The sequence below is a fragment of the Pseudomonas mangiferae genome (assembly GCF_007109405.1).
In the GTDB taxonomy this organism is placed as follows: Bacteria; Pseudomonadota; Gammaproteobacteria; order Pseudomonadales; family Pseudomonadaceae; genus Pseudomonas_T; species Pseudomonas_T mangiferae.
In genome coordinates, this window is sequence record NZ_VJOY01000002.1 from 374,506 (window position 1) to 394,270 (window position 19,765).

A 19,765-nucleotide genomic window follows, 5' to 3' on the forward strand; every position below is an offset into this window, starting at 1 on the left:
AGTATTGGGGTGACCTCGCGTACCGAAGATGAAGAACTGGCGCTGATCAAGGATTGGTGGCAGCGCAACGGCAAGCCTCTGCTCGCCGGTGGCGTGCTGGCGCTGGTGGTGGTGTTCGGCTGGCAGGCCTGGCAGAAGTACCAGCTCAACCAGAAACAGAATGCCTCGGTGCTCTACCAGGAGTTGCTGCAAAGCAGCCTGACGCCGGAAGGCCAGCCGGATTCGGCGAAGATCGCCGACCTGTCGGGCAAGCTGAAGAGCGAATACCCGGGCAGCGCCTACACCCAGTTCGGCGGCCTGTTCGTCGCCAAGGTGGCGGTGGAAGCCGGTCGCCTGGACGACGCTGCCGCCGAGCTCAAGGCCATCGTCGACAAGCCGGCCAACCCGACCCTGGGCGAAGTGGCCCGTCAGCGCCTGGCGCGCGTCCTGGCCGCCCAGAACAAGACCGAGGACGCCCTCAAGCTGATCGATGGCGACAGCGACAAGGCCTTCCTGGCCAGCCGTGAAGAGCTACGGGGCGACCTGCTGGTGCAGCTGGGTCGCGCCGACGACGCCCGCGGTGCCTACGAGAAGGCCCGCAATGCCATGTCCGAGGACAACGGCATGGGCACCCTGCAGATGAAGATCGACGACCTGGCGAAAGGGGACGCGTGATGGCCTGGAGATATGCCGCAGTGCTGGCCCTGGCCGCCGTGGCGGCGGGTTGCAGCAGCAACAGCACCAAAGAATTGCCTCCAGCCGAACTGCCGAAGATCACCGAGGAAGTGCGCCTGGACACCCAGTGGAGTCACTCGGTGGGCGACGGCCAGGGCGAGACCTACAACCTGCTGGTGCCCGCCGTGGACGGCGACCGCATCTTCGCCTCGGACATCAACGGCGACGTGGTGGCCCTGGATCGCTTCACCGGCAAGACCCTCTGGGAGAAGGACCTGGACCGCCCGGTATCCGGCGCGGTGGGGGTCGGTTCCGGCATGGTCCTGGTGGGCACCCTGAAGGGCGAAGTGATCGCCCTCGACGCCGACAGCGGCGACGAGAAATGGCGCGCCCGGGTGACCAGCGAAGTACTGGCGCCGCCCGCCACCAACGGCGACGTGGTGGTGGTGCAGACCCAGGACGACCGCCTGATCGCCCTGGAAGCCTCCAGCGGCAGCCAGCGCTGGATCTACGAGAACACCCCGGCCGTACTGACCCTGCGGGGCACCGGTGCGCCCATCGTCACCAACAACCTGGCGGTCGCCGGGCTGTCCACCGGCAAGGTCATCGCCCTTGACGTGCAGCGCGGGCTGCCGGTGTGGGAACAGCGGGTCGCGGTGCCCCAGGGCCGTTCCGAACTGGACCGCGTGGTGGACATCGACGGTGGCCTGCTGCTGGCCGGCGACACCCTCTACGTCGCCACCTATCAGGGCCGGGCCGCGGGCCTCGACCTGGAGAGCGGGCGCATCCTCTGGCAGCGCGAGGCGTCCAGCTACGTCGGCGTCGCCCAGGGCTTCGGCAACGTCTACGTGAGCCTGGCCAACGGCACCGTGGAGAGCATCGACGAGCGGTCCGCCACTGCCCTGTGGAGCAACGACAGCCTGGCTCGGCGCCAGCTGTCCGCCCCGGAAGTGTTCTCCAGCTACGTGGCATTCGGCGATTTCGAAGGCTACCTGCACCTGGTCAGCCAGGTGGACGGTCGCTTCGTCGGGCGCGAGCGCATCGACAGCGATGGCCTGCGGGCCCGCCCGCTGGTGGTGGGCGACATGCTTTACGCCTACGGCAACAGCGGCAAGCTGGTGGCGTTGAAAATCCGCTAGACCTGATCGCTTCGCGTCATCGCGGAGCCCCTGGCGGGATGTATCTGCCGGCCGCTGCACATGCAGCGGCCGTTGTGTTTTCTGGATTTAGCGCTGGAGGAGCCCAATGGTTCCGGTAATCGCCCTGGTGGGCCGCCCCAACGTCGGCAAGTCGACCCTGTTCAACCGCCTGACCAAGACCCGCGACGCCATCGTCGCCGAGTACGCCGGCCTGACCCGTGACCGTCAGTACGGCGAGGCCAAGTGGCAGGGCCGCACCTACATCGTGATCGACACCGGCGGCATCTCCGGCGACGAGGAGGGCATCGACGCGAAGATGGCCGAGCAGTCCCTGCAGGCCATCGAGGAAGCCGACGCCGTGCTGTTCATGGTGGACTCCCGTGCCGGCATGACCGCCGCCGACCAGATGATCGCCGAGCACCTGCGCAAGCGGAACAAGCGCAGCTTCCTGATCGCCAACAAGGTGGACACCGTCGACCCGGACATCGCCCGGGCGGAATTCAGCCCCCTGGGCCTGGGCGATGCACTGCCCATCGCCGCCGCCCATGGCCGGGGCATCACCGCCATGCTGGAGCAGGCGCTGGGGACCTTCCCCAAGGACAACGCGGACGAGGGGGAAGGCGAGGGCGACGACGGTGAGGAAGTCGCCGAGGGCCAGGAAGCTACGCGCATCCCCGGCCCAAGCGAGAAGGACGGCATCAAGATCGCCATCATCGGCCGTCCCAACGTCGGCAAGTCGACCCTGGTCAACCGCATGCTCGGCGAGGAGCGGGTGATCGTCTACGACCAGGCCGGAACCACCCGTGACAGCATTTACATCCCCTTCGAGCGGGACGAGGAGAAGTACACCCTCATCGACACCGCCGGGGTGCGCCGCCGCGGCAAGATCTTCGAGGCGGTGGAAAAGTTCTCGGTGGTGAAGACCCTGCAGGCCATCCAGGACGCCAACGTGGTGGTCTTCGTGATGGACGCCCGGGAAGGGGTGGTGGAACACGACCTCAACCTGCTGGGCTTCGTGCTGGAAAGCGGCCGCGCCCTGGTCATCGCCCTGAACAAGTGGGACGGCATGGAGCCTTCGGAACGGGACTACGTGAAGACCGAGCTGGAGCGGCGACTGATGTTCGCCGACTGGGCGGACATTCACTTCATCTCGGCCAAGCACGGCACCGGCGTCGGCCACCTGTACAAGTCCGTGCAGCAGGCGTTCAAGTCGGCGGTCACCCGCTGGCCCACCAACCGCCTCACGCAGATCCTCGAGGACGCGGTGCAGGAACACCAGCCGCCCACCGTTAACGGCCGCCGCATCAAGCTGCGCTACGCCCACCTGGGCGGTGCCAACCCGCCGCTGATCGTGATCCACGGCAACCAGGTGGACCAGGTGCCGAAGTCCTACAGCCGCTACCTGGAGAACACCTACCGGCGCGTGCTGCGGCTGGTGGGTACGCCGATCCGCATCGAGTACAAGGGCGGCGACAACCCCTACGAGGGCAAGCAGAACAAGCTCACCGACCGCCAGGTGAACCGCAAGCGTCGGCTGATGAGCCACCACAAGAAAGCCGAGAAGAAACGCCGCGACAAGAAGCGCTGACGGGGAGGGCACGGGTCGCGCCCGTGTCCGGGGGCCTGGCACTGTTTGACTGATCGGACCGGTCACCCCGTCTCGGATGGCCCGCCCGGATCGATACGGCCAGAGCGGTTCGGATGGATAGATTCCGCCAGGCAGGTTCTGCCGGACAGGTGTAGCCGGGTAGGTCCAGCCAGGCAGGTCCGACCGGACAGGTTCCGCCGGACAGGCTCGACCCGATCTACTCTGTAGGCCCGGCTACCAGGGGTTCCACGACGGATGCATCGGGCCGGGCGGATCGGCTATCCTGCGGTTCCGCGCCTGCCGCGCCCTGCGGCTTCGTTGTGGCGCGCCGCAGCCCCGGGAACGCTCATGATCGCCAGCAAACTGCCCAACGTCGGTACCACCATCTTTTCCCGCATGTCCCAGCTCGCCGCGGAAACCGGCGCGCTGAACCTGTCCCAGGGATTCCCCGATTTCGACGGCCCGGCCGCCCTGCGCGAGGCGGTCGCCCGGCACATCGCCGAGGGCCATAACCAGTACGCGCCCATGACCGGCCTGCCGGCGCTGCGCCAGCAGATCGCGAGCAAGGTGCGTGCCCTCTACGGGCGGGCGGTGGACGCGGACGCCGAGATCACCGTGACGCCCGGGGCCACCGAGGCGATCTTCTGCGCGGTGCAGGCGCTGATCCGGCCCGGTGACGAGGCCATCGTCCTCGACCCCTGCTACGACAGCTACGAGCCCGCGGTGGAGCTGGCCGGCGGGCGTTGCGTCCACGTGCCCCTGGCCCTGCCGGACTTCGCCGTCGACTGGCAGCGCCTGGCTGACGCCATCACCCCGCGCACCCGCCTGCTGTTCCTCAATTCCCCTCACAACCCCAGCGGGGCGCTGCTGGGGCGCGACGACCTGGACCGCCTGGCGCAGCTGCTGCGGGACCGGGACATCCACGTGATCAGCGACGAGGTGTACGAGCACCTGGTGTTCGACGGCGCGCGCCACGCCAGCGTGCTGGCCCACGACGAACTCTACGCCCGGGCCTTCGTGGTCAGCTCGTTCGGCAAGACCTACCACGTGACCGGCTGGAAGACCGGCTACGTGGTGGCGCCGCCGGCGCTGTCGGCCGAGCTGCGCAAGATCCACCAGTACGTGACCTTCTGCGGCGTGACCCCGCTGCAGCACGCCCTGGCCGACTTCATGGCCAGCCATCCCCAGCACCTCGCCGAGCTACCGGCCTTCTACCAGGCCAAGCGCGACCTGTTCTGCGACCTGCTGGCAGATTCCGCCTTCCGCTTCACCCGCGCCGCCGGCACCTACTTCCAGGTGGTGGACTACTCGGCCATCCGCGACGACCTGGACGACGTGCGCATGGCCGAGTGGCTGACCCGCGAGCACGGCGTGGCGAGCATCCCGGTGTCGGTGTTCTACCGGGAGCCGCCGGCGGGCGCGCGGCTGGTGCGCTTCTGTTTCGCCAAGCGCGAGGACACCCTGCGCCAGGCCGCCGAGCGCCTCTGCGCGGTACGCTGACCCGTTCCCGTCACCCCGCGGGCCTTGCCCGCGCAACCGAGGAGACCGCCATGCTTCCGCTGGACGACCTGCGCGTGGCCCTGGTGCAGACTACCCTGGCCTGGCACGACCCCCAGGCCAACCGCGACCGTTTCGAGGGCCTGCTGGAGCAGGCGAGGGGCGCCGACCTGGCGATCCTGCCGGAGATGTTCACCACCGGCTTCTCCATGGACTCCGAGGCCCTGGCGGAGCCGGAGGACGGCCCGACTCTGGCCTGGATGCGCGAGCAGGCCCGGCGCCTCGACCTGGTGCTGACCGGCAGCCTGATCGTCCGCGCCGCCGATGGCAGCCACCGTAACCGACTGCTCTGGGTGCGCCCGGACGGCGAGGTTCTGCACTACGACAAGCGCCACCTGTTCCGCATGGCCGGCGAGCACGCGCATTACAGCCCCGGCGAGTGCCAGGTGCTGCTGGACCTGAAGGGCTGGCGGGTGCGCCCGTTGATCTGCTACGACCTGCGCTTCCCGGTGTGGAGCCGCGACGCCACGGACACCCACTTGCTGCTCTACACCGCCAACTGGCCGGCGGCCCGCCGCGCCCACTGGAACCGCCTGCTGCCGGCTCGGGCCATCGAGAACCTCTGTTACGTGGCGGCGGTCAACCGCACCGGCGAGGACGGCAAGGGCTATCCCTACAGCGGCGACAGTCAGGTGCTGGACTTCCAGGGCGAGACGCTGCTGGACGCCGGTGCGGAGGAGGGCGTACGCCAGGTGACGCTGTCCGCCCAGGCCCTGGCCGCCTACCGCGAGCGCTTCCCCGCCCACCTGGATGCGGACCGCTTCGACCTGCAGCCCTGAGGCTGGCGCGGCGGCTTTGTAGCGCTTCGTATCCGCGTCGTTACCCGATCGCGATCAAGTCCGGCGCGGATGCGCCGATGCTGGGAATGTACGAAAACCGCGCCGCCGGCGATTCAGGGCCGGCGGCGTCTTCGTACCGCACCCGCATCCACGACGCTCGAGGAGCACCGTCATGATCAGCAGCAGTATCGGCAGCCTCGCCGCCAGCTACGTCGCCCGCAACACCGGGACCGGAACCCCTACCAGCGACAGCGCTGCCAGCGAGACCAGCGGTGACACCGACACCCAGGGCGGCACCACCGCGTCCGCCACCGCAGGCGGGGCCGCAAACGGGGCCGCCGCCGGCGGTGCGCCGGTCGGTGGTGCCAAGGCCGGGGGTGGCGCATCGGACTCGGATTCCGACAGCGACGACGACACCTCCGACACCATCAAGGAAATCAAGCAGACCATCGAGCAACTGAAGAAGGAACTGCAAGAGCAGCAGCAACAGCTCAAGCAACTCCAGGCGAGCGACCAGAGCGACGACGTCAAGCGCACCCAGGCCCAGGCGGTGCAGGCGCAGATCGCCACCACCAACGCGTCCCTTCAGCAGGCCTACGCCTCCCTGACCGAGGCCAACGCCGAATCCTCGGACAGCAGCAGCGGGCAACTGGTGAACACCAGCGCCTGATCCGGGCCGGGCGCGTCGTCCCCCGCCGTTGCGGGCTCGTCCGGCGGGGGGAGCGCCCAGGCGCCGCGCCGTGAGCGGCCGCGGCGGCCTCCACGGCGGCCAGCCGTGGGCCAGGGCAGAACCGTACCCCCTCGCGAGGGTCAGGCGAGCCCTTCCGTGCGCAACGCGTCCTGGACCGCCGGTCGCGCCCGCACCCGCTCGTACCAGGCCCGAAGGTGAGGAAGCGCGTCGAAATGAATGTCGGCCTGGTAGTGGCTGGTCAGCCAGGCGGCCTGGCCCCAGCCCGTCAGGGCGAACAGGTAGGCGTCCGCCACGCTGAAGGCCTCGCCCAACAGGTAGGCGCGCTGGGCCATCTGTTGGTCGATCCAGGCGAAGCGCTTTTCCAGCTTCGGCTTGGCCGTCTCCAGGTACCGGCCCGCCTGGGTCGTGTACAGCAGCGGGACGAATCCCTTGTGGATCTCGGACGACAGGAAGTTCAGCCACTCCTGCAGGCGATAGCGGTCGAGGGTGCCGGGTAGGGGCACGAGTGCGCGCTCCGGCTTCAGGTCGCCCAGGTACTGCAGGATGGCCGGCCCCTCGCGTAGGCGCGTGCCGTCGTCCAGCTCCAGGGCGGGCACGTAGCCGAGCGGGTTGATCGTGTAGTAGTCCTCGCCTGCCTCGGTGCGGTGATTCCTGTAATCGACCCTGATCAGCGTGGCGTCGAGGCCGAGTTCATTCAGCACGATGTGGGGCGAGAGGGAACAGGAACCGGGGATGTAGTACAGCTTCATGGAGGGACTCCAGGGTGGGAAGTCGGCCCCATTCTAGAGTGCAGGTATAAAACGGAAAGAAGGCACTATTGTGTGGTATAGGTACAAAAAATATACCTTCCACCCTTGAGGCTCGCCATGAAAGACACGGTGTCCGGTTGCTCGGTCGAAGAAGCCATGCGCGTGCTGGGCGGCCGCTGGCGCCTGCTCATCGCCTCCTACCTGCTCGACGGGCCCAAGCGCTTCAATGCCCTGAGGCGGGACATCCCCGCCATTTCGCAACGCATGCTGACCCTGGACCTGCGCGCGCTGGAAGAGGCGGGCCTGGTGACGCGCACGGTGTTCCCGACGGTGCCGGTCACGGTGGAATACGCGCTGACCGAAGACGGGCGGCGATTGGAACCCGTCGTCGCGGTGATGAAAACGTTCGGCCTGTGGCTCAAGAGCCGCTAACCCTTCGGGCAGCCCACTTCGTATAGCGCCATAGGCGCGGACGGTTGGCCGACTCTTAGCGTTGGCGCGCGTCCTGATTTCCCAACCAATTGGGCGAAACCGCCACGGACTCATGACGATCACGGGCGCCCCTTGCAGAAGCGGACACAGCCCTGACCCGTGGGGGCCTGGCCCGGAGGCGCGCGACGCGTCTCCGGACCGCGGCTTCGGCCTTCCCTGGCGCTAGGCGTCCGCCAGCCGCAGCAGGGCTTCGGCCAGCACCTGGGTGCCGGCCGCCAGGTGCTCCGGCGTGGCGTTTTCCAGCTGGTTGTGGCTGATGCCCTTTTCGCAGGGCACGAAGAGCATGCCGGTGGTGGTCACCCCGTGGAGCAGCTTGGCGTCGTGGGTGGCACCGGATACGAGGGCCATCCGCGGGAACGCCCAGAGGTCGGCGCATTGGTCCAGCAGGTCGCGAATGCCCTCCGGGAAGACGATGGGCGCCGAACCGCTCAGCCGCTCCACCGCCACCGTGCAGGGACCCGCATGGGTCTCGCAGAGCTGGCGGATCGCCTCTTCGCCGTCCGCCAGCGCCGCTTCCCGGGGGTGCCGCAGGTCGATGGTGAAGCGCACCCGGCCGGGCACGGTGTTGGGCGAGCCCGGCTCGACCCGCCAGCGCCCGAGGGTGAAGCGCACGCTGTCGCCGAGGGCGTCGAAATGGGCGAACAGCGCCCGGGCCATCTGCACCGCCTGGCGCAGGGCGTCCCGGCGCACGCTGCCCGGCGTGGTGCCGGCGTGGGCCTCCTGCCCGCGCACGTCCACCTCCAGCCAGCGCAGGCCCTGGATGCCGGTGACGATGCCCAGGGGCAGGCCGGCCGCTTCCAGCACCGGTCCCTGCTCGATATGGGCCTCCAGAAACGCGTGCAGGGGCGGGGCGGTGTCCTGCCGGGGCACCTCGGGGTGGGCCGCGAGGAACGCCGGCAGGGCGTCCTCCAGCCGGCCGCCGTCGGGGGCCTGGGCGGCCAGGGCCTCCGCCAGGGGCAACTGGCCGCTGAACACCGCCGAGCCCATGGTGGTGGGGGCGAAGTGGGAACCTTCCTCGTTGGCCCAGACCACCAGCAGCAGGTCGCGCTCGGTCTGCAGCCCGGCCTCGTGCAGGCTGGCCAGCGCCTCCAGCCCGGCCAGCACGCCATAGGCGCCGTCGAACTTGCCGCCGGTGGGCTGGGTGTCCAGGTGCGAGCCGGTGGCCACTGCCGGCAGTTCGGGGCGCCGTCCCGTCCGGCGCAGGAACAGGTTGCCGATGGCGTCCATGGACGGGACCAGGCCGATCGCCCGGCCCCAGTCGACCAGTTGCCGACGGGCCTGGGCATCGATGGCGGAGAACGCCGGGCGGTCGACACCGCCCGCCGACAACGCGCCGTGGCGGGCGAGCTCCAGGTGGCGGCGCCAGAGGCGCTCGCCGTCGATGCGCGGCGCCCGCGGGCCGCCGTGGGGGGCGCTGGCCATCATCCTTGCCGTCCCTCGGCACCCCGGGCGATCTTGCCCAGGGCCACGCCGGCCATGAAATAGGTCAGGACGTAGACGATCACCCGGTACATCACCGCCGAGCCCGGCGGGATGCACAGGAAGGACAGCCCGGCGCAGCCACGCTTGCCCACCTCGTGGGCGATGCGGATCGCCTCGTAGTCGGTCATGCCGATGGGCTCGGCCAGTTCCCCCAGCAGGTCGCCGTCGCTGGGGCCGGCGCCGCCCAGCACGTCCATGTCGAAGTGCGCGTAGACCCCGTCGGTGCCTTGGTAGGCCTGGTCCAGGTTGCGCACCACGCCGTCGATGCCCAGCTCGGTGCGGATCTTCCACATAGGCATGAAGCAGGCGCCGTTGCGCAGGTAGTGGCGGACCACGTTGGGGTCTTCGAGCATGCCGCGCTCGCCGATCTCCACCAGGTTGCGGATGGCGTAGTTGGGGCAGTCGCGGAACAGCTTGTCCTTCCAGTTGGTGGAGCCGGCGATGTGCTCGTTCATCGTCGCCCAGTCGTAGGGCCAGCAGTCCCAGTGGGTGTCCAGGCTGACCATGCCGACCGGCCCGCCGATGTGCTCGGCCACCGGGCGGCCCACGGCGTAGGAGGCCACCGGCGAGTTCTGCCCGATGACCACCGGGATGGCACCGGCCGCCAGCACCTGCTTCACCTTGCGCTCGACGCTGGCCTGGGCCTCGAGGATGCGCTCGACGGTGCCTTCGTAGCTGGCCTCCAGGGGGATGTCGATGTCGCCGTAGTCCACCACTTTCAGGTGCTCGAAGATGTCCAGGTCGAAGTCCTGGACGTAGCCGCCGCGGTAGCGGATCGACTGCTGGCGCACCCGGGTGGTGGCGGCTAGCCATTCGGCCTTGTCCACGCCGCTGTATTTCTTGCCCCAGCCGGCGGCGAAGGGCGCGCCGATGATGACGATGTCGGCGCCCTGCAGGTCTTCCTCACGGATGGCGTAGGGCACCCCCAGGAAGGTCGGGGTGTCTTCGCGGATGCGCGGGAAGTGCACGTTGCGCCAGTGCTTGCCGGCGAGGGTCTCGGGCCAGGTCGGGTAATGAGGCATGAGCGTTCTCCGTCGAAATCATTCGGCCGCGCGGGGGAAGGCGCGCAGGTTGGGCTGGTTCACGTAGCGGCCGCCGTCGATGTACTTGGCGGCGATGGCGTCCCAGCGGCCGGACACCAGCAGGTTGGAGAGGCCGATGTTGAGCACCGACAGCAGCTCGCTGTTGCCTTTGTTCACGGTCCAGGAGATGGGCAGGAAATTCACCGGCTTGTCGGCGAAGATCACCTTCACCCCCGGCTGCTGCTTGGCGAACTGGGTGGCGGTGAACAGGTCCTCGAAGCTGACGTCGGCGCGCCCGGCCGCCACTTCCATGAAGCCCGCGGTGAGGTTGCCGGTGTTCAGGGCGGTGATTCGCGCCTGGGGCATGTTGGCGCGCACGTAGGTTTCGGCGGCAGTGCCCTGGACCACGGCGACGCGCACCTCTGGCTTGTTCATATCGGCGATGCTGGCGAAGCGCGTGTCGTCGCGGCCCACCACGGCGACACTGCCCAGGTAGAAGATCGGCGTGGTGAAGTCCACCGCCATGGCCCGCTTGACCGTGGCGAAGGTGGCGCCGATGGACATGTCGAACTGCCCGGACTGCAGCCCGGCGACGAAGTTGGCCCAGGTGGTCTCGATGAACACCGGTTTCACCCCCATGTCCTCGGCGATGGCCTTGGCGGCATCGACGTAGAAGCCGGTCAGCTCGCCGCTGCGGGGGTCCTTGGCGGTGCCGGGGGGCGAGGGGATGTAGCCGATCTTCAACTGCCCGGATTCGGCGATCCGGCGCAGTTCGCCCGCGGCGTGGGCCGGGAGGCTGGCGATCAGGGCGAGGGTGGTGCACAGGGACAGCAGCAGGCGCATCAGGGGTTTCATGGGTGGAACCTCTCGTGGAGTACGCGGGACAGGAATTGTTGGGTACGGGGGTTGCTGGGGTGGCTGAAGATCACCGACGGCGGGCCTTCCTCCACCACTTCGCCGCCTTCCATGAAGATCACCCGGTCGGCGACGTCCCGGGCGAAGCTCATCTCGTGGGTGACGATGACCATGGGCATGCCCTCGGCCGCCAGTTGGCCGATGGTGGCCAGCACCTCGCCCACCAGCTCCGGGTCGAGGGCCGAGGTGGGCTCGTCGAACAGCATCAGCTTCGGCCGCATGGCCAGGGCGCGGGCGATGGCCGCGCGTTGCTGCTGGCCGCCGGACAGGGTCGAGGGGCGGGCGTCGCGTTTTTCCAGCAGGCCCACCTTGGTGAGCAGGCCGAGGGCCCGCTCGGTGACCTCGGCGCGGGGCTCGCCCAGCACCTGCACCGGCCCTTCGAGGAGGTTCTCCAGCACGCTCATGTGGGGAAACAGGTTGAAGTTCTGGAACACCATGCCCATCCGCGCCCGTTGCCGGTTGGTCTGGCGCTCCCGGGCCGGGCGGCGCCCACGCGGGCTGTCCTCGTAGCCCACCAGCTCGCCCTCGAAGCGCACTTCGCCGCCGTCGTAGGGTTCGAGGAAGTTCAGGCACTTGAGCAGGGTGCTCTTGCCCGAGCCGCTGGGGCCGATGATCGCCACCACTTCGTTGGCGCTGATCTCGAGGCTGATGTCCTTGAGGACCGTCAGGTCGCCGTAGGCCTTGCTCAGGTGGGTGATGGTCAGCATGGGCCGTCCTCCGTCGTGGGGGTTCATGCGCGCCTCCGCAGGCGAGCCTCGTAGCGCTGGGAGAGCCAGATCCAGGGGTAGGTGATGCAGAAGAAGACCACCGCCAGGAAGGTGTACACCTCCAGGGGCCGGTAGACGGTGGCGATGAGGTTGTTGGATTCCTGCAGCAGCTCGTAGACGGCGATGGTCGAGGCCAGCGTCGAGAGCTTCATGATGTTGGCGAACTCATTGATGAAGGGCGGGATCATCTTCTGCCCGGCCTGGGGCAGGATGATCCGCCGCAGGGTCTTGGCGCCGCTCATGCCGATGGACTTCGCGGCCATGAACTGGCCGGCGTCCACCGCGTTGATCCCGGCGCGGACGATTTCCGCCACGTAGGCCCCGGTGTGGATGCCGAGGGCGATGACGATGGTGGTCTCGGCGCCCATCTGCAGCCCGAAGAGGATCGGGAAGCAGTAGTAGATCCAGACGATCTGCACCAGCGCCGGGGTGGCGCGGATGACCTCCACGTACAGCGAGACCGGCGCCCGCAGCCAGCGGATCTTGGACTGCCGCAGGATGCCGGCGGGCAGGCCGATCACCAACCCCAGCAGGGTGGAGGCGAAGGTCAGCTTGAGGGTGGTCCAGGCGCCACGGACGAAGATGGGCCAGTAGTCCAGGATGATGTGGAATTGCCATTCGTAGCCGCTCACGCGTTCTCTCCTCCAGGCTGGGTACGTCAGTTGCTTGCTTGCCGGGGGCAAGGAAAGCGACTGACCTGTTATTCAAATGCAATCTTAAAATTCAAGTGCTTGAATTATGGTTTAAAGCTAGAATCGTGCCACTCCTGCGCGAGTGGCGCGAAGACCGAGGAAGGGATATGGATGTGAAGGGTCGGCCCGGGGCCGTTGCGGAAGCCGAACTGGGCTCGCGATTGAGGATGCTGCGGTTGAACCGCGGCCTGCGGATGCGCCAGCTGGCGGACCTGGCGGGCTGCTCGGAGAGCATGATCTCCAAGATAGAGAAGGGAAACGCCGCGCCATCGGTGCGCGCCCTGCACGCCATTTCGGCGGCTCTGGGCACCACCATCGGTGCGTTGTTCGAGACCCAGCAGAACGAAGGATTGGTCAAGCGGGTGGGTGAGCGGCCGGTGATCCGCCTGCGCAGCGAGGACGACGAAACCCCCGCCGTTGCACTGGAACGTATCGCTCCGACCCAAATGGGTGCGTTACTTGAGGTGAATATACACATCGTCGAGCCGGGCGCTCAGAGCGACGGTGCCATCAGCCACGAGGGGGAAGAGCTGGGCTACGTCCTCGACGGCTGCCTGGAACTCACCGTGGACGACGAGACCTATTTCCTGCAGACGGGCGACTCGTTCTGGTTCCCGTCGACCCAGCGCCACCACTACCACAACCCGGGGCGGACCCTGGCCCGGGTGCTCTGGGTCAACACCCCGCCCACCTTCTGAGCCGGTTCAAGGCCGCCGGCGAAGGGCGCCGTTTCGATCGCATCGGGACAACAGGCGGAGCGGGTGCCGGGCCATTACCGCCTCGCCCGTCGTTGATCCACCGGTTCCGATGACGCCCTGCCCGATACTTCCCAGGCCGACCGTTCGCGGGCCCCAAACGAAAACGCCCGATGCCAAGGCATCGGGCGTCATGGGCCAGAAGCGGGTCGCGGCTCAGGCGGCCTGGGCCTCGGCCTGCACCAGGGCGCGGTTCAGCGCGCTGAACAGGGCGCGGAAGCTGGCGGTGGTCAGGTTCTCGTCGATGCCGATCCCGTGCAGGGCGCGGCCGCCCTCCATCCGCAGTTCGATGTAGGCCGCGGCCTGGGCGTTGGTGCCGGCGCCGATGGCATGCTCGGAATAGTCCATGATCTCCACCGCGACCGGCAGGCCGGCCACCAGGGCTTCCAGGGGGCCTTTGCCGATGCCGCGCCAGTGCTGCGGCTCGCCGTTGGCCACCACTTCCACGTCCACGGCGCTGGTGCCGTTCTCTTCCTGCAGGCGATGGCTCTTCAGGGCGTAAGGCGTCTTGGCCTGCAGGTATTCCCGGTCCAGCAAGGCGTAGATCTGCTGGGCGGTCATCTCCAGGCCGAGGCGATCGGTCTCCTTCTGCACCACCTGGCTGAACTCGATCTGCATGCGGCGCGGCAGGCTGATGCCGTATTCCTGCTCCAGCAGGAAGGTGATGCCCCCCTTGCCGGACTGGCTGTTCACCCGGATCACCGCCTCGTAGTCGCGGCCGATGTCGGCCGGGTCGATGGGCAGGTACGGCACTTCCCACAACGCGTCCGGTTTCTGCTGGGCGAAGCCCTTGCGGATCGCGTCCTGGTGGGAGCCGGAGAAGGCGGTGTGCACCAGGTCGCCGACATAGGCGTGGCGCGGGTGCACCGGCAACTGGTTGCATTCCTCCACCACCTTGCGCACGGCATCGATGTCGGAGAAATCCAGCTCGGGGTCGACGCCCTGGGTGTAGAGGTTCAGCGCCAGGGTCACCAGGCAGACGTTGCCGGTGCGCTCGCCATTGCCGAACAGGCAGCCTTCCACCCGGTCCGCACCCGCCATCAGCGCCAGCTCGGAGGCGGCCACGCCGGTGCCCCGGTCATTGTGGGTGTGCACGCTGATGATGACGCTGTCGCGGCGGTCGACATGGCGGCCGAACCACTCGATCTGGTCGGCGTAGTTGTTGGGAGTGGCGCACTCGATGGTGGCCGGCAGATTGAGGATCAACCGGTTGGCCGGGGTCGGCTGGAACACCCCGATCACCGCGTTGCACACCTCCACGGCGAAGTCGGTCTCGGTGGAGCTGAACACCTCGGGCGAGTACTCGAAGCCCCACTGGGTCTCCGGGTGGGCATCGGCCAGGCGCTTGATGGTGGTCGCGGCGGCCACGGCAATGGCCTTGACGCCGGCCTTGTCCTGGTTGAAGACGATCTTGCGGAAGCTCGGCGCGCAGGCGTTGTAGACGTGGACGATGGCCTTCTTGGCGCCCTTGAGGGACTCGAAGGTGCGCTCGATGAGGTCGTCGCGGGCCTGGGTCAGCACCTGGATGGTGACGTCGTCCGGGATGTGGCCTTCCTCGATCAGCGCGCGGATGAAGTCGAAGTCGGTCTGGGAGGCAGAGGGGAAGCCCACCTCGATCTCCTTCAGGCCCACGCCCACCAGGCATTTGAAGAAGCGCATCTTCTTCTCGGCATCCATCGGCTCGATCAGCGACTGGTTGCCGTCGCGCAGGTCGGTGGACAGCCAGATGGGCGCCTTGTCGATCACCTGGTCCGGCCAGGTGCGGTCGGGGATGTCGATGCGGGTGAAGGGGCGGTATTTCTTCGACGGGTCTTTGAGCATGCTCATGGCGGTGGTCCCTGGAAAGTGTGCAGACGGAAACGGCGGGGCGAAGGGCGGTTTCAGCCTGGCAGTCGCGGGCTGACCAGACGCTGGCAGGCGTATTGGCGCAGCAGGATGAGGGTCTGTGGCGTATTCATGGGGTCAACGCTAACGATGCAGGGGTTTCATTGCAACAACTTGAGGAAATACGCTGGTAAATCGCGTATCAAGTATTTTTCAGCAATTTTATCTCGTTGTGTTCGTGCAATGCGCTAGACGATGTTAAGGCGCGCCATGCTGGCGCGGCTAGAACGAATGTGACGATGTGGGCATTGCCCCGGAGCGGGGAAGGGGAGCCGGTCCAGTCCATGGGCAAGAGGCGACCGGCAATGGGCCGCGACGATGGGGACGAAGAGGGCGGGCCACGCGCACCCGGATGCGCCGGGCAGCGGCGCCCGCAGGCGCCGCCCCGGGACTCAGAACGCCGCGCGCAGGGTGAGCGAGACGTTGCGCGGGTCGCCGTAGTAGTAGCCGATGCCCGTGGCGCTGATTTTCTTGTAGTAGTACTTATCGAACAGGTTGTTGGCGTTGAGCTGCACCGAGTAGTGGTCGTCGAACTGGTAGTTGACCACTGCGTTGTACACCGCGTAGCCGCCTTGGCGGGCTTCCGCCTTGCCGCTGCGGGCGTAGGTGTCGCTCTGGGCCTGCACGCCGCCGCCTACGGTCCACGCGGCGTACTGGCCCGGCAGCCGGTAGGTGGTGAACAGCTTCAGCAGGCGCTTGGGGTCGGTGGAGCGCAGCACGTTGCCGGTGTTGCTGGCGGTGTCCTTGAGGTACTCGGTGGTGTTGTAGGTGTAGCCGCCGGAGACCTGCCAGCCCGGCAGCACCTCGCCGGAAACCTCCAGCTCGAAGCCGTCGCTGCGGCTCTTGCCGCCAGCCACCTTGCAGTAGCCGCTCTCGTAGAACGGCAGGCAGGGGTTGGCGCTCTCCGGGTCGTCCAGGGCCTTGCCCACCTGGTTGATGCGGAACACTGCGAACGAGGTGTTCAGCCGGCCGTCGTAGAACTCGCCCTTCACCCCCAGCTCGTAGGCCTCGCCGGTCACCGGGTCCAGCAGCGAGCCCGAGGCGTCGGTGTAGTTCTGCGGGCTGAAGATTTCGGTGTAGCTGGCGTAGGCGCTGTAGGTGTCGTTGAGGTCGTAGATGAGCGCCGCGTACGGCGTCACCTCGTGGTCGACGCTGTAGTTATTGTCCGGGGTTGCCGGCTGCTCGTAATCCCACCAGCTCATCCGTGCACCGAGGATCGCCGTCAGCGGTTCGGCCAGGGACAGGCGCCAGGTGGCGTACGCTCCCTCTTGGGTGGTGCGGGTCAGCACCGGCGTGGCGGTGATGGGGATGCTCGGCTCGGCGAGGATCGTGCTGGGGTCCCAGTGGCGGATGTCCACGTTGGTCAGCAAGTTCTGCCGGTTGGCGGTGGCCGAGGCGTAGGAGTCGTTGCGGATGCGTTCGGCGCCCAGGACCATCTCGTGCTCGCGGCCGAACAGCTCGAACGGCCCGTGGAGCAGGCCACTGAGGTTGGTCTGCTCGCTCTCGCCGCCATCCCCCTCGGTGACCTGGACGTTGAACAGGTAGGGGTTGGTGGCGCCGGCCGGGCGACTGATGTAGGTCTGCTTGAAGCCGTTGTCTTCCAGCCGGTAGTGGGTCCGGGTGCCGGACAGCTTCAGCGACCAGTCGTTGTCGAAGCGGTGCTCCAGCTCGCCGAAGGCCTGCAGGTTGTTGCGGTCCCAGCGGTTCCAGTTGGCGCCCAGGTAGGTGTCCCGGGGCAGGTCCAGGGGCGAGCCGTCGAAGTCCGCCGGCAGGTTGCCCCAGGCGCCGGTGGCCTCCAGTTCGGTGTATTCGAGGCCACCGGTGAGGGTGGTGCGGTCGGTGAGGTCCGCCGCCAGCACCGTGTAGAGCACGTTCTTGCGCTCCATGCGGGCGTCCTGGAAGAAGTCTCGGTCGTCGTGGACCGCGACGATGCGGCCGCGGATCGCGCCTTCCGCCGACAGCGGTCCGGAAATGTCCGCCACGTAGCGCTGGGCGTCCCAGGTGCCGGTGGCGTAGCTGCCGGACGCCTGGAAGTCGTAGGTGGGCCGCTTGCGCACCAGGTTCACCGTCCCTGAGGGGTTGCCCGAGCCGCGCAGCATGCCGGTGGCGCCCCGCAACGCCTCCACGTGGTCGAGGATCGCCGAGTCGGTCTGGATGAACGAGCCGCCGCCGCTGCCCTGGGCGAGGGTCGCGCCGTCGTACTGGATGGCGTCGATCTGATAGCCCCGGGCGTAGTAGTTGACCCGTTCGCTGTCGGTGTAATCGACGATGATCCCCGGGGTCTGCTCCAGCACGCTGGTGAGGTTGGTCAGGTGCTGGTCGTCCAGGCGCTGCTGGGTCAGCACCGAGACCGACTGCGGGGTGCGCCGCAGGGTCTGCGGGGTCTTGCCGATGGTCACCGCGCCGGTGGTGTAGGACCCGCTGTGCTCGGTCACCTCGCCCAGGCGGGTGCCGCCGATGGACACCGCGCCCAGTTCCAGGGCGCCGTCCACCGGTTCCGCCGCCGGGAACAGCAGGAAACCGTCGCCGCCTTGCTGCTGCGCCTGCATGCCGCTGCCCTGGAGCAGCACACCCAGCGCCCCGGCCGCGTCGAGGGCGCCGGAGACCCCCTGGGTGCGCTTGCCCTGCATGCTGGCGGCGTCATAGGACAGGTTCAGGCCGCCCTGGCGGGCGAACTGGTCCAGGGCGGCCGCGAGCGGGCCGGCGGGGACGTCCCAGCGGCGCTGCTCGGTGGCCGGGCGTTCGTCGCCGCGGACGGGCTGGGGCAACGCGCCCAGGCCCAGGCTCACGCCGAGCACGGCGGCGCTGATGGCTTGGCCCAGTGGGCTCCGCGGGGAAGGAAGGCGGGTCATTGCGGGTTCCTGTAGATGATGAGGTGGGCGGGTGGCCATGGGCGGCCGTCCGATACAGGCCGGACGGCACGGGCAAACCCCCTCAAGAATGTTTCCGGCTAGGCGACGGCGGCTTCCAGGGACACCCAGTAGGCGGAGCGGTAGCGCACCCGGAGCGGCAGGGCGCGGGCGAGCAGGGCGAGGATCGCGTCGGTGTCCTTGAGCTGGTAGATCCCGGAGACCCGCAGGCCGGCGACCGCTTCCGAACAGCGCAGCAAGCCAACGCGGTAGCGCGAGACCTCGGCGACGAAGGCGTCCAGGCGCATGGCCTGGGCCCGCAGCACGCCGTCGCGCCATGCCCAGGGGTCGAGGCCGTCGTCCGCCGGCACCCTGGCCTGCCGGGTATCGAAGGCCAGGCGCTGGCCCGCGCCCACCGCCGTCGCCGCGGCGGCGCCCTGGCCGCCGGGGAACACCTGCACCGTGCCCTGGTGCACGGCGAGGACGGTGTCCCGATCCTGCTCGCGGACCAGGAAACGCGGGCTTTCCGCCCGCAGCAGGCCGTCACGGCCCTGTACCCAGATCGGCTGCGGCCCGGCCGCCGCCTCCACCAGCAGCTCGCCCTGGCGCAGGCGCAGCACGCGCCGCTCGCCGCTGACGTCCACGTCCAGCGCTGTGTCGGTGTTGAGCAGCAGGCGGGTGCCGTCGGCCAGGTGCACGGGGCGGCGTTCGCCGGTGGCGGTGCGGTAGTCCGCCAGCAGCGCCGCCGCCGGTTCCCGCAGGCCGTAGGCACCGAGGGCGCCGGCTCCGGCCAGCAGGGTCAGCACCTTGAGGCTGTCGCGGCGGCGCAGGCGACGCGGGCCGTCGTCCAGGGCCTGGCGCGCCAGCTCCCGGGGCAGCACGGCGAAGTCCTCGCCGAGGCCCTCGACCCGTCGCCAGGCCAGCGCATGCTCCGGACGCAGCGCCAGCCAGCGCTCGAAGGCCTGGCGGGTCGCCGGATCGGCCGGGTCCTGGTCGAAGCGCAGGCGCACCATCCAGTGGATGGCCTGCTCGACCACCTCCGGCGCCGGGCCGCGGGTGTCAGCCTTCGCCATAGCGCAACCGGTAGCAGCGTTGCAGGGCGTGGGCCAGGTCGCGCTCCACGGTGGCGCGGGACACCCCCAGGCGCTCGGCGATCTTCGGGCAGGACAGGCCGTCCAGCTGGGCCAGCAGGAACACCTGGCGCACCCGTGGCTTAAGGCGGTCCAGGAGGCGGTCGACGCGCTCCAGGGCGTCGAGGATGATCCGCCGGGTTTCTTCCGACGGCACGTCCGCCACCGGCAGCAGCGCGATGCTTTCCAGGTAGGCGCGTTCCAGCTCCCGCCGCCGGTGCTGATCGATCAGCAGGCCACGGGCGATGCTGCTGAGGAACGCCCGTGGCTCCCGCAGCAGCGAGGCCTGGCGGGTCCGCAGCAGGCGGACGAAGGTGTCCTGGGCGAGGTCCGAGGCGTTTTCCCGGCAGTTCACGCGACGGTTGATCCAGCCGCGCAGCCACCCGTGGTGATCGCGGTAGAGCACCGCGATGTGCGCGGGATTCAGCCAGTCGTCGCGATGCATGGACGTACGGTCTTTATTGAAAACGTTTCTCAATTGTATTGCGCGCGCGTAAGCGGCGGCAACTGCTAACCGAGCCAGGCGCTGAACGGAAACCTGGTGTCATGGAGCGAACGGCGGGCGACGGGCAATCCCGCCCGGCGTGGACCGGGGTGGGGCCGGGAACGGGCCGATGAAA

At 68.4% G+C, this 19,765-nt stretch carries 18 protein-coding genes; 8 read left to right on the forward strand and 10 right to left on the reverse strand.

Annotated features, from left to right (window positions below; translation table 11 throughout):
- Positions 1-9 precede the first annotated feature (9 nt).
- From FM069_RS04055 to FM069_RS04080, 6 genes are all read left to right on the forward strand, one after another.
- Positions 10-654: a YfgM family protein gene (locus FM069_RS04055; RefSeq protein ID WP_233281972.1), complete on the forward strand. Its 645-nt coding sequence runs from the start codon at positions 10-12 to the stop codon at positions 652-654.
- A complete protein-coding gene (bamB, locus tag FM069_RS04060; protein WP_407681553.1) occupies positions 654-1,793 on the forward strand; it encodes an outer membrane protein assembly factor BamB in 1,140 nt (379 codons plus the stop codon). Before FM069_RS04055 ends, bamB begins: the two co-directional genes overlap by 1 nt.
- Positions 1,794-1,899: 106 nt before the next feature.
- Positions 1,900-3,381: a ribosome biogenesis GTPase Der gene (der, locus tag FM069_RS04065; RefSeq protein ID WP_143487001.1), complete on the forward strand. Its 1,482-nt coding sequence runs from the start codon at positions 1,900-1,902 to the stop codon at positions 3,379-3,381.
- 348 nt (positions 3,382-3,729) lie between these two features.
- A complete protein-coding gene (locus FM069_RS04070) occupies positions 3,730-4,881 on the forward strand; it encodes a pyridoxal phosphate-dependent aminotransferase (RefSeq protein ID WP_143487002.1) in 1,152 nt (383 codons plus the stop codon).
- Between the two features lie 50 nt (positions 4,882-4,931).
- Complete coding sequence (locus tag FM069_RS04075) at positions 4,932-5,717, forward strand: amidohydrolase (protein ID WP_143487003.1); 786 nt, start codon at positions 4,932-4,934, stop codon at positions 5,715-5,717.
- 172 nt (positions 5,718-5,889) lie between these two features.
- On the forward strand, positions 5,890-6,387 hold the full coding sequence (locus FM069_RS04080) for a hypothetical protein (RefSeq protein ID WP_143487004.1): 498 nt from the start codon (positions 5,890-5,892) through the stop codon (positions 6,385-6,387).
- A gap of 140 nt (positions 6,388-6,527) precedes the next feature.
- On the opposite strand, the gene gstA is transcribed toward FM069_RS04080, so the two are convergent.
- On the reverse strand, positions 6,528-7,157 hold the full coding sequence (gstA, locus tag FM069_RS04085; RefSeq protein WP_143487005.1) for a glutathione transferase GstA: 630 nt from the start codon (positions 7,155-7,157) through the stop codon (positions 6,528-6,530).
- A 117-nt stretch (positions 7,158-7,274) separates the two neighbouring features.
- On the opposite strand from gstA, the gene FM069_RS04090 reads away from it, so the two are divergent.
- Entirely contained in the window at positions 7,275-7,589 is a 315-nt protein-coding gene (locus tag FM069_RS04090) for a winged helix-turn-helix transcriptional regulator (RefSeq protein ID WP_143487006.1), read from the forward strand.
- A gap of 222 nt (positions 7,590-7,811) precedes the next feature.
- Here the strand turns inward: FM069_RS04090 and FM069_RS04095 are convergent, their stop codons facing one another.
- From FM069_RS04095 to FM069_RS04115, 5 genes are read right to left on the reverse strand one after another with little or no spacing between them, the layout of a single operon-like run.
- Positions 7,812-9,074 (reverse strand): hydantoinase/carbamoylase family amidase, encoded by a 1,263-nt coding sequence (locus FM069_RS04095; protein WP_143487007.1) that lies wholly within the window; start codon positions 9,072-9,074, stop codon positions 7,812-7,814.
- The gene (locus FM069_RS04100; RefSeq protein ID WP_143487008.1) at positions 9,071-10,153 is read right to left on the reverse strand and encodes an arginase family protein; all 1,083 of its coding nucleotides are present in this window, start codon (positions 10,151-10,153) and stop codon (positions 9,071-9,073) included. Before FM069_RS04100 ends, FM069_RS04095 begins: the two co-directional genes overlap by 4 nt.
- Positions 10,154-10,171: 18 nt before the next feature.
- Positions 10,172-11,008 carry a substrate-binding periplasmic protein gene (locus tag FM069_RS04105; RefSeq protein ID WP_218570279.1) on the reverse strand — a complete coding sequence of 279 codons (837 nt, stop codon included), beginning with the start codon at positions 11,006-11,008 and terminating at the stop codon, positions 10,172-10,174.
- The gene (locus FM069_RS04110) at positions 11,005-11,775 is read right to left on the reverse strand and encodes an amino acid ABC transporter ATP-binding protein (protein ID WP_143487009.1); all 771 of its coding nucleotides are present in this window, start codon (positions 11,773-11,775) and stop codon (positions 11,005-11,007) included. Before FM069_RS04110 ends, FM069_RS04105 begins: the two co-directional genes overlap by 4 nt.
- Positions 11,776-11,798: 23 nt before the next feature.
- Entirely contained in the window at positions 11,799-12,467 is a 669-nt protein-coding gene (locus FM069_RS04115) for an amino acid ABC transporter permease (RefSeq protein ID WP_178106655.1), read from the reverse strand.
- A gap of 167 nt (positions 12,468-12,634) precedes the next feature.
- On the opposite strand from FM069_RS04115, the gene FM069_RS04120 reads away from it, so the two are divergent.
- On the forward strand, positions 12,635-13,225 hold the full coding sequence (locus FM069_RS04120) for a cupin domain-containing protein (protein ID WP_143487011.1): 591 nt from the start codon (positions 12,635-12,637) through the stop codon (positions 13,223-13,225).
- Between the two features lie 213 nt (positions 13,226-13,438).
- On the opposite strand, the gene leuA is transcribed toward FM069_RS04120, so the two are convergent.
- From leuA to FM069_RS04145, 4 genes are all read right to left on the reverse strand, one after another.
- Positions 13,439-15,109, reverse strand: a complete 1,671-nt coding sequence (leuA, locus tag FM069_RS04125) for a 2-isopropylmalate synthase (protein WP_143487012.1) — start codon at positions 15,107-15,109, stop codon at positions 13,439-13,441.
- Positions 15,110-15,558: 449 nt separating this feature from the next.
- The gene (locus FM069_RS04135; protein WP_143487014.1) at positions 15,559-18,018 is read right to left on the reverse strand and encodes a TonB-dependent siderophore receptor; all 2,460 of its coding nucleotides are present in this window, start codon (positions 18,016-18,018) and stop codon (positions 15,559-15,561) included.
- Positions 18,019-18,116: 98 nt separating this feature from the next.
- Entirely contained in the window at positions 18,117-19,088 is a 972-nt protein-coding gene (locus tag FM069_RS04140; protein WP_143487015.1) for a FecR domain-containing protein, read from the reverse strand.
- Complete coding sequence (locus FM069_RS04145) at positions 19,075-19,590, reverse strand: sigma-70 family RNA polymerase sigma factor (RefSeq protein ID WP_143487016.1); 516 nt, start codon at positions 19,588-19,590, stop codon at positions 19,075-19,077. The genes FM069_RS04140 and FM069_RS04145 overlap by 14 nt, the downstream gene beginning before the upstream one ends.
- Between the last annotated feature and the right edge of the window lie 175 nt (positions 19,591-19,765).